At 62.3% G+C, this 9,990-nt stretch carries 7 protein-coding genes; 3 read left to right on the top strand and 4 right to left on the bottom strand.

All coding sequences use genetic code 11. The features are described 5' to 3' along the window. The coding region (locus ACOVRJ_RS16835) for an efflux RND transporter permease subunit (protein ID WP_422044990.1) at positions 1 to 1,243 on the bottom strand (1,243 nt) is incomplete at its 3' end. Between the two features lie 15 nt (positions 1,244 to 1,258). Beyond that, a complete protein-coding gene (locus ACOVRJ_RS16830; protein WP_422044989.1) occupies positions 1,259 to 2,497 on the bottom strand; it encodes an efflux RND transporter periplasmic adaptor subunit in 1,239 nt (412 codons plus the stop codon). A gap of 280 nt (positions 2,498 to 2,777) precedes the next feature. On the opposite strand from ACOVRJ_RS16830, the gene ACOVRJ_RS16825 reads away from it, so the two are divergent. Genes ACOVRJ_RS16825 through ACOVRJ_RS16815 form a run of 3 tightly spaced genes read left to right on the top strand, consistent with a single transcriptional unit; the run spans position 2,778 to position 5,681 of the window. Beyond that, positions 2,778 to 4,307, top strand: coding sequence for a YbaY family lipoprotein (locus tag ACOVRJ_RS16825; RefSeq protein WP_422044988.1), 1,530 nt, complete (start codon positions 2,778 to 2,780; stop codon positions 4,305 to 4,307). 33 nt (positions 4,308 to 4,340) lie between these two features. Continuing rightward, complete coding sequence (locus tag ACOVRJ_RS16820) at positions 4,341 to 5,009, top strand: hypothetical protein (RefSeq protein WP_422044987.1); 669 nt, start codon at positions 4,341 to 4,343, stop codon at positions 5,007 to 5,009. Between the two features lie 39 nt (positions 5,010 to 5,048). After that, entirely contained in the window at positions 5,049 to 5,681 is a 633-nt protein-coding gene (locus tag ACOVRJ_RS16815; protein ID WP_422044986.1) for a DUF4136 domain-containing protein, read from the top strand. Between the two features lie 82 nt (positions 5,682 to 5,763). On the opposite strand, the gene ACOVRJ_RS16810 is transcribed toward ACOVRJ_RS16815, so the two are convergent. Next, the gene (locus ACOVRJ_RS16810; protein WP_422044985.1) at positions 5,764 to 7,671 is read right to left on the bottom strand and encodes an ABC transporter transmembrane domain-containing protein; all 1,908 of its coding nucleotides are present in this window, start codon (positions 7,669 to 7,671) and stop codon (positions 5,764 to 5,766) included. 62 nt (positions 7,672 to 7,733) lie between these two features. Then, positions 7,734 to 9,893: an acetyl-CoA hydrolase/transferase C-terminal domain-containing protein gene (locus ACOVRJ_RS16805; RefSeq protein WP_422044984.1), complete on the bottom strand. Its 2,160-nt coding sequence runs from the start codon at positions 9,891 to 9,893 to the stop codon at positions 7,734 to 7,736. Between the last annotated feature and the right edge of the window lie 97 nt (positions 9,894 to 9,990).

Here is a 9,990-nt window from a genome sequence, read left to right as displayed (position 1 = left end):
CGGCCTCCACCACCACGATGGCGTCGTCCACCACGATGCCGATGGCCAGCACCAGACCGAACAGCGTCAGCATATTGATCGAGAAGCCCGCCAGCAGCAGGCCGGCCATGGTGCCCACAATCGAGACCGGAATCGCCAGCAAGGGGATGATGGTGGCCCGCATGCTGCCCAGGAACAGATAGACCACCACCAGCACCAAGACAAAGGCTTCGATGAAGGTGTGTGTCACCAGTTCCACCGAGGCGGTGACGAACTTGGTGGTGTCGTAGCTGATCGACCATTTGATCTCGCGCGGGAAGGCCAGGGTCAGCTGGTCCATGCGGGTCTTCAAGGCCTTGGCCAGCTCCAGCGCATTGCCGCCGGGGCGCAGATAAACGCCAATCGCCACGGCCGGTTTGCCGTTCAAACGCGACTCAAACTGATAGTCATCGGCGCCGAGTTCTACCCGCGCCACATCGCGCACCCGCACCACCGAGCCATCCGGCAAGGCACGAATCACGATGTTCTTGAACTGCTCCACCTCGGTTAGGCTGCCGGCGGTCTGTACCGGGAAGGTCAGACTCTGGCCGTTGTCGGCCGGGGATTGGCCGATCTCGCCCACGGCAAAGTTCTGGTTCTGCTCGCGCACCGCATTGCCCACATCGGCGGCGGTGAGGCGGTATTTGGCGAGCCGGTCCGGGTCCAGCCACAAGCGCATCGCATAGGGTGCGGCGAACAGGGTCACATCGCCGGCACCGGGCAAGCGCTTCAACTCATTGATGACCTGGCTGTTGGCCAGATTGGCGATATAGGCGCGGTCAAAGCGCGGGTCTTCCGACTGAAGCACCAGCACCTGCAAGATCTGCGGATTGGTCTTGTCCACCCGCAAGCCATTGCGCAGCACCTCTTGCGGCAGCAGTGACTCCACCCGCTTGGCACGGTTGTTGACTTCCACCGCTGCCAGGTCCAGATCGGTGCCGGGCTGGAAGAAGACCTGCAACTGCATCAGGCCGCTGGCCGAGCTGGTGCTTTGCATATAGAGCAAGCCGGCGATGCCGTTCATCTCGCGCTCCAGCGGCGCGGCCACGGTCGTTTCCAGCGTTTCGGGGCTGGCGCCGGGGTAGGTGGCGGTGATCTGCACCTGGGGCGGTGCCACATTTGGATATTGCTCCACCGCCAGCTGCTTGCTGGCGAGGATGCCGATCAACATGAAGAGTAGGGCGATGACGGTCGCCATCACCGGGCGTTTGACGAAGAATCCCATGATCGGGCCTCCAGGTCAGCGGCTGGCGCCGGAGGAGGGGACAGCAGCCGCTGCGGCCGGCGATCCCGCCGCGCCGCCCGCACTCGGCGTCCAGGGCGAGGGGCTCACCACCGCACCTTGCTGCAAGCGCTGCAAGCCCTCAACCACGACCTTCTCGCCGGCGCCCAGGCCTTTTTCGATGATCCAGTCGCTCTTCAGCCATTCACCCACCACCAGATCGCGGCGCTCGACCTTGTTCTCGGGCCCGACCACCCAAGCGATATGGCCGGTGGGCGTCTTGGTGACGGCTTTTTGCGGAATTAGGATGGTGTCTGGCCGAGCCCCCGAGGTGTAGACCACGCGGACATACATGCCCGGCAAGAGCTTTTGGGAGGGATTGGGCATCACCACCCGCAAGGTGATGGTGCCGGTGCTGGGGTTCACTTGCGACTCTGAAAAGTCCAGCCGGCCGCTGCGCTCGAACTCACTGCCGTCCGGCAGGAAAAGCCGCGCTTGCGCGCTGCCAGTGCCTTCTCCGGTCTTGACCCGACCGGCGCTCAACTCACGCCGCAGAATCAAGGCGTCACGATCGGCCACATTGAAGTTCACATAGACCTGATCCAATCGATCCACGGTGGTCAGGTGGGTGGACTCACCGCGGCCCACCAAGCGACCCTCGGGCACCAGCGCGGCGCCGATCTTGCCGGACTCGGTCGCCGTCACCCGGGTATAGCCCAAATTGGTTTGGGCCCGCTCCACATTCGCGTTAGACACGGCCAGCAAGGCTTCGGTTTGCTTGACTGCGGTGACCGCATCGTCATAGTCCTGCTGGCTGATGGCGTTCTCTTTCACCAGCGGCGCCAGGCGCTTCTCCTTGGATCGGGCACTGGCCAGATTGGCGGCGCTGCGGGCCTGGTCGGCCTGTGCGTCGTTCAAGGCAATGCGGTAAGGCGTCGGGTCAATGGTGTAGAGCAAATCGCCCTTTTTGACCTCGGCGCCTTCGACAAAATGGCGACGCTCCAGAATGCCCTCGACCCGGGCCCGCACTTCCACGGAACGATAGGCAGCGACCCGCCCGACATACTCGTTATTCACCGGCACCGTTTCAGAGCGAGAAGTCACCACCTTGACCTGCGCCGGTGGCAGCGCCTTTGGTGCTGCGGCCTCTTTCTTCTGGCAAGCACTCAGGCTCAGAACCAGAGCCAGCGCGGGTATCAGGGCCAGACCCCCAATTGAACGCTGGGGCGAATGGGGGCATGGCTTCATCTGAGGCATGGTGCTGATTCCGTCAAGAGTTGGCTGGATCCGAACCGTCAAACTGCAGGCCCTGGGCTTCGGTGTGACCGGAGCAGGGGCCGCCAAGATCGATTGACTATACCGGGCGAATTTGGCAGAACTGCGCAGCCACGGGGGCGTGGATTTCCCGTAGCTTTCTTGCGCATGTCTTTCCGTGCGAGCCCTTCGTTATCCTGCGCCGAGCCAAGCCTTCTCATTTTCAAAATGAGCTATAAAGCGCCAGCACCGACTAGCCTTGACCGATGAGCCCCCCTTGCCCATGAATCCTTCTTTTGTATTGCGCGCTGTGGTCTTGAGTGTCTTGTGCTGTATGGTCACTGGTCTGCCGCACGCAGCGTTCGCTGCAAAGCCGGGTTCGGTCAGTGATGAAACGCTGCTGCTCACGGGGCGGGTGCTCTTGCCTGCGGGCGCGGTGTTGCCGACGCAGGCGGTCTTGACCGTCCGGGTGGAGGACGTCAGTTTGGCGGACGCACCGGTCCGATTGATGGGTGAGTTCAAGCAAGGTTTGAGCGGCGCCCATACAAAGCTGGAATTCAAAATCGCGCTTGCACGCCGCGATATCGACCCGCGCCACCGCTACTCTCTTCGCGCAAGCATCCATGAAGCGGCGGCTCTGCGCTTCACCAGCACCCAGGTTCATCCGGTATTTGGGGCTGGCGCGACGGCCAAGGCTCATGCAGCGGGCCAAGGCCTGGAGATTGCGCTCGAGGCAGTGGGTCAGGCAGCAGCGCCGTTCACCCATGCTCAGCAGCAGGCTTCAGCCTTTGGCCCCGCTTTGCCGATCAGCTTCGTGGGCGTCTTGCCCTGCGCCGATTGCGAGGGCATTCGGCATCGGCTGACCCTGCGCGCCGACGGCAGCTTTCGCTTGCGCTTGGACTATTTGGGCAAGCCCGGCGAACCCTCTACTGAATGGGGGCGCTGGACCCTGCAGCCCGGCCAAGGACTGATGCCGGGGCGGCTGCTTTTGCAGGGAACTAACCAGGATGCCCGGCATTTTGTGCTGATGCCAGGCTCTGGGAAGACCCCCGCGCGTCTGCGCCAACTGGATCGCCAGGGCCAGGCTTTTTCGTCGTCCGCCAATCTGGACCTGCAGCAAAGCGCTGCGCAAGAGCAAGGGCAGGAGCCGCTGCACCTGCGTGGCGAGTTTCGATATATGGCGGATGCCGCCAACTTCACCGACTGCGCCAGTGGCTTGCGCTGGCCGGTGCTGATGGGCGGTGACTATCTGGCGCTGGAGCGGCGCTATGGCGAACTGGCGAAGTCAGCCGGCGCCAGCGTCTGGGTTGAGTTGAAGGGCCGTGTGGCCCTGGCGCCCAGCATGGAAGGGCCGTGGCGCGAGCATGTCTTGGTGGATCGCTTCATTGCCGCCGATGCCGCAGCCAGCTGCGCCGCGCCCTCGCAGGCCTTGGCTGCTGAAGCGAGGCCGCCGCTGGCTCAGCTGCTCAATACCTATTGGAAGCTGATCGAAATCGAGGGCCGGCCATTGCTAGGCACTGCGTTTCAGGCTTTTGGGGATGTGAGCCTGACTCTGTCCTCCCAAGAGGCGAAGGCCAAACTCAGGTCGGTGTGCGGCACCACCAGCGTGCCGTATCAATTGAGCGGTAATACGCTGAAATTCAGCGCTATGGCGGGTACCATGAGCGCATGCCCGGCGCCTGCTCAAGACTTGCTTGGCAAATTGGATCAGGCTTTGCGGTCGAGCCAGACTTATCGCATCGAAGGTGAGCATTTGCTGCTGATCGAGGGCGATCAAAGCCTGGCGCGCTTTGAATCTGTCTATCTGCGTTGATTTTGTTTTCTATTGTTGAGGAATGGATCTCCGATGAATCGTCTTTCTACTCTCGCACTGGCCTGTGCCTTGGCCTTGACTGCCGGCTTCCCTTTGTCGGCCCAGGCCCAAGGCGTCACCACCAACACCGTCAGCGCCAAGACCGATGGCGCGCGCATGAAAGGGGCTGAAGTTGAGTACCGCGCCCGCGTGGTGGAGTTGGATGCAGCAGGGCGCATGCTGACCCTGCGTGGCCCCAAAGGGCGACTCAGCACGGTGAAGGTCCCGACGGAGATGCAGAATTTTGAAAAGGTGCGCGTGGGCGACGATGTGGTGATCCGTTATGCCACCGCCATCGCTGCGGCCTTGGAGCCGACCAGCAAGAGCGGCATCCGCGAACGCGTCGAGTCATCGTCCGAAGGACGCGTCGAAGCGGGTGGCATGCCTGCGGTGGCGGCCGGTCACACGGTTGAGGTCTTGGCCGTCATCACGGCCCTGGATGCCAAGGCCAATACCGCCACCCTGCGCGGCGTGAAACGCACCGAGACCATGGCCCTGCCTGCCAATGTTGATATCAAAAACCTGAAGGTGGGTGATGAGGTGCGACTGGCCATGGTGGAGGCCATGGCCATCAGCATCGAGCATGTCTCGGCGGACAAGGCGGCGCCCAAGCCCGCTGCTCCCAAGGCGGCCAAGCCGGCTGCCTCGGCCGCGTCCAAGTAAGTTGCGATTCGCCAGTTCCAGATCATGAAGGAGAGAGCCGTGATTCAAGGTGTTTTCAGTGGGGTCGGCAGGCGTGCAGCCGGCTTGGGTATGGTCGCCGCTTTGTTGATGCTGACAGGCTGTGCCAGCGCGCCTGAAGTCCGCATCAGCTCCGACAGTTCGGCCGATTTCACGCAGTACAAGACCTTTGCCTTTGCCGATCTTTTGGGGACGGACCGGGGCGGCTATCAGAGCATCGTCAGCCAACACCTGAAGGACGCCACGACGCGCGAGCTGCAGGCGCGTGGCTTGCGGTTGGTGTCGGCCTCGCCGCAGCTGCTGGTGAACTTCAGCGCGGCCCTGCACGAGAAACTGCGGGTCTCGTCAACACCGAGCCCGATGTTGGGCATGGGCTACTACGGTTATCGCGCCGGCATGTACACCGCCTGGCCCTTGTATGCCGAACGACAAACCGTTTCTCAATACACCGAAGGCACCTTGAACATCGACTTGGTCGATGCCAGCCGCAAGCAATTGGTTTGGGAGGGTGTTGTCACCGATAGCGTGACGCAAAAGGACTTGGATCAGCTCAAGACCAGCATCAATATCGCGGTGCAGGCGGCCTTCGCCAAGTACCCGGTGGCGGTGCTGCAGGCGCCATCAACACCGGCGGTGCCAGCGAAAGCGCCTTGATCCTGGGCGTTGCGACCTTCGCGCTGAGCAAGGTCGAACGGCGCTCAACTGGCGCGGCAAGGTAGATCCCTCCTCGGGGGATCTACCTTTTTTCTTGGCGGCGCTGCAGTTTTTGACCACAGGCCTCAAACTGCAGCGCCGCCAAGCGCGCGTAAAGGCCGCCGCGTGCGCTCAGTTCGGCATGGTTACCGACCTCGATGATGCGGCCATGTTCCATCACCACAATGCGGTCAGCACGTTGCACCGTGGCCAGGCGGTGGGCGATGACCAGGGTGGTGCGGTGCTGCATGGCGGCTTCCAAGGCGGCTTGCACCATGCGCTCGCTTTCGGCGTCGAGGGCACTGGTGGCTTCGTCCAGCAGCAAGAGCGGTGGGTTTTTCAACATCGCCCGGGCGATGCTGATGCGTTGCCTTTGCCCGCCAGACAGCCGAACGCCGCGCTCTCCCAGAAAGGTGGCATAGCCTTCCGGCAGGCCTCGGATGAATTCATCGGCGAAAGCGGCCCGGGCGGCTTCCATCACCTCGGCATCGCTTGCGCTCGGGCAGCCATAACGGATGTTTTCCATGGCGCTGCTCGAGAAGATCACGCTGTCTTGTGGCACCAAGCCGACGGCCGAGCGCAAATCGCGCAGTCGCAGTTGCTGCGTGGGCACACCGTTCAAGCAAATCTGACCGAGTTGGGGATCGTAAAAGCGCAGCAGCAACTGGAACACGGTGCTCTTGCCGGCGCCACTGGGCCCGACCAGCGCGACGGTTTCGCCGGCTTTGATCTGCAGATCAAAGTCTTCCAAGGCCAATTGCTGGGGGCGAGAGGGGTAGTTGAAGCGCAGCTTTTGCAGATCCAGCGTCATACCGCCTGTGGAGGCGGGCAGCGAAACGGGCTCCGTGGGCTCGACGACTTTGCTGCTGCTGGACAGCAACTCCATCAAGCGTTCGGTCGCCCCAGCGGCCCGTAGCACGTCGCCATACACCTCGGCGAGCACCGCCACGCTGCTGACCAGCAGGATCACGTAGACAATGGTTTGACCCAGGTGGCCGGCGCTGATGCGTCCGGCCATCACCGCCTGAGTGCCTTGGTACAGGCCCCAAAGCAAGGCGGCAAAGGTGGCACTGATGATGAAGGCGACCAGGCCCGCCCGCACCAGGGCGCGCTTGCGAGCCGTCTCGAAGGCGCTCTCGCTGGCTTGATTGAAGCGCTGCGCTTCTGCACCTTCTTGGGTGTAGCTTTGCACCACGGTGACCGAATCCAAGACCTCAGCGGCGATTGCGCTGGTGTCAGCGACCCGGTCCTGGCTGGCCCGACTGAGCTTGCGCACGCGCCGGCCGAAGTACAGGGCAGGGGACACCACCAGGATCAAGATCCCCAGTACCTGGGTCATCACCAAGGGGTTGGTGGCGATCAGCATGATCATCGCGCCCACGCCCATCACCCCATTGCGCAAGCCCATAGAGAAGCTTGAACCCACCACGGTTTGCACCACGGTGGTGTCGGTGGTGATGCGTGACAAGACCTCGCCGGTTTGAGTGGTTTCAAAGAACTCGGGGCTTTGCTTGAGTACATGGCTGTATACCGCGCTGCGAACATCGGCCGTGACGCGTTCGCCCAGCCAAGTCACCATGTAAAAGCGCGCGGCAGAGAACACACCCAAGGCCGCGCCCACCCCGAAAAGGGCCAGAAAGTGTTCGCGCATCGCCATCAATCGCTCGCTCGCCAGGCCTGCAAGCGCCTGCTTGGAGGCGTCTGCTGCGCCGCCGCTCATGCCTTCATCCACCAGGCCGCGCAAGGCCAAAGGGAAGGCCAGCGTCGCCAGCGCCGCCAGCAAGAGAAAGACCAGGGCCAGGCCGATCTGCAAACGGTAGGGCCGCAGAAAGGGCAAGAGCCCGCTCAAGGCGCGGGGGTGGCCGCTGGTTCTGGGGGGTGATGCATCGCCGGGCGCACCGGACGAGGCGGCACTGACCGCCTGGGCTTGAGAAGCTGACTTGGAAACCATGCGGCAGTGTAGGCGGCTCGGCCTACCCTGCACGCAAGGTCAGTCTCAGGTTTGGCCGCAGTCTAGAGATTGCTGGAGAACAGACGCCGCACGAAAAGCTCCTTGAAGCTCTTGGCCTCCGCCAGGCCCAAACGCTCCAGATAAGCGGGGGGGACCGGCTTTTCGCTGCCCAGGCTGCGGACAATCATGCCGACCAACTCCACCGGATGGTGGCTGGCGTGTTTGAGCTTTTTCAGCGCTCGCACGATGGTCAATTCATCCTGATTGAGGTCGGTGCCAAACGGGAAGTCGGGCAACACGCCGTCATTGCGCCAAGGGCGCAGCTTCTCGCGCAGCATCTCGGGGCTGTTGTTGCCGGCCCATTCGGGCAGTTGGTAGTCGGCAGGCAGTTTGCCGTGGGCTTTGGCTTCGGCCATCAAGTCCGCTTGGAAGCGGGAGTCGGCAATCTGGAGCAGGCGCTTGATGCACTCGGCATCGGTGCAGCCGCGCAAATCCGCCACGCCGTACTCGGTGATGACCACGTCACGCAGATGGCGCGGGATGGTGCAGTTGGCATAGCTCCAGACGATATTGCTGCGCAAGCCGTCCTTGTTGTCATGGGTGGATCGAAGAATGAGAATGCTGCGCGCATCCGCCAAAGCATGGCCCATGGCGACAAAGTTGTACTGACCACCAACGCCGGAAACCATCTGCCCCGACTCCATGCCGTCGGAGGATGCTGCGCCCAACAAGGTCACCTTCATGGCCGTGTTGATCAGCCGGGCTTTCACCCGCTGGGCACGCTTCAAAGCTTCGCTGCCCAGGGCGTCATCGAACAACTCGTTGATGAAGCCGATTCGGGTCATGTCAATTTGACTGAGCAAGTCGGCGGGCATCTCGCGCAGGCTTTGGTAAAAGTCACGCGGACCGAGGAAAAAGCCGCCATGCATGATGGTGGATTTCAGCCAGCGCGACCCAAGCAATTGCTGCGTGATGGCCTTGGCCGATTCGGGAGTGCGCAGGTCGTTGGCAAGCAACTGCTCACCCAAGACTAAACCTTGCGGTGTCAATTTCACGCCAGGCTTGAACAGGCCTTGCTCGATCAGGAAGTCCAAGTCCTGCTGGCTGAGTGGCGAAGCAATTCTTCCCGCCTCCAGCAGCGCTTGCAATGCTTTGGCATCTGGCTGGTCGCCGATCTGACCCGCCGCTGCCAAACGCTGCAGGCCCAGGTCAGGAAAAACCTTGCGCCGAATCAGGCCGGCCTGAATCAGGCGCATAAAGCCATTGACGAACATCTCGGAGCAGCCGTAAAGGCCTTGCTCAAGGCCTCGGGTTTCCCGACCCGACAGGTCGCCGTGGCACAGGCCAGAGAGAATCTGCGCATAGGCCTCGGGTTGCCGGTCGCGCACGATCAAGGCTTGGGCAATGGCGTCGCCCAGGGAGCCGATGCCGATCTGCAAGGTGCCGCCGTCCTGAACCAAACTGGCCGCGTGCAGGCCGATGGCGTAGTCGGCCCAGGTGATCGAAGCGTTGGGGGGCGCAAACAAGGTGTGGCTGCAGCCCGGGCCATCCACCACGAGGTCGAAAACGCCCTCAGGTACCACGGCGTGACCCGGCATGAAGGGCAGTTGCCGGTTCACCATAGCAACCGCCAGGATGGGGCGCCCTTGGGCTTGCATGCGCTCCAAGAGATCAAAGCTGAGATCGGGATTGCAAGACAGCGAGAGCTGCTGGCTGTCATCGGGTGCTTGTCGGGCGGCCACCGCTTGCATCAGCAGATTGACGCCATGCGACATCATGTCGCGCACCGCAAAGCTGTAGTTGGTGCAGACAAAGCCCTGCTGGGCGAGGTCGTTGCCGAGGTAGTCGCCGGTCTTCATGAAGAACTCGTGCACCTCGATATTCGGCGGCAGGGTGCCACCGCGCAGGGCCGAGACGTAGTCCATATCGGGGTAGTCGTCGAAAACGCGCTCCACCAGCGGTGCCAGGAAGTGCGCCTCCAATTCAGAGGCGCCTTTGGGCTTTTCCAGTGACAAGGCCGTGAAGATCTTCAAACGGCGCTCGGGCTGGCTGGCGATGCGCCGGTACAAGGCGTTCACCAGCGGGTTGGGCTTGCCAATACCCAAGGGTATGGCCATCACGATATCGCCCCGCACGCGCTGCAGGATCAGATCTACGGCGTGTTCCAGTCGGTCCGTGGTGATGGGGTTCGAGGCTCTGGCCGGGGCGTCGGAAATTTGCATGCTTGTCTCCTTGCTGACGCATCAAGGCATCAGTTCTTGATTTGTGACAAGCACAGTCTGATCCAAACGGTCGGTACTTGCTTTGACTTTTGGCAAG

It is taken from the genome of Roseateles sp. (assembly GCF_049240545.1).
GTDB lineage: Bacteria > Pseudomonadota > Gammaproteobacteria > Burkholderiales > Burkholderiaceae_C > Paucibacter_A.
The sequence above is the reverse complement of the archived record's forward strand: the minus strand, read 5'-3'. Positions and strand labels throughout refer to the sequence as shown.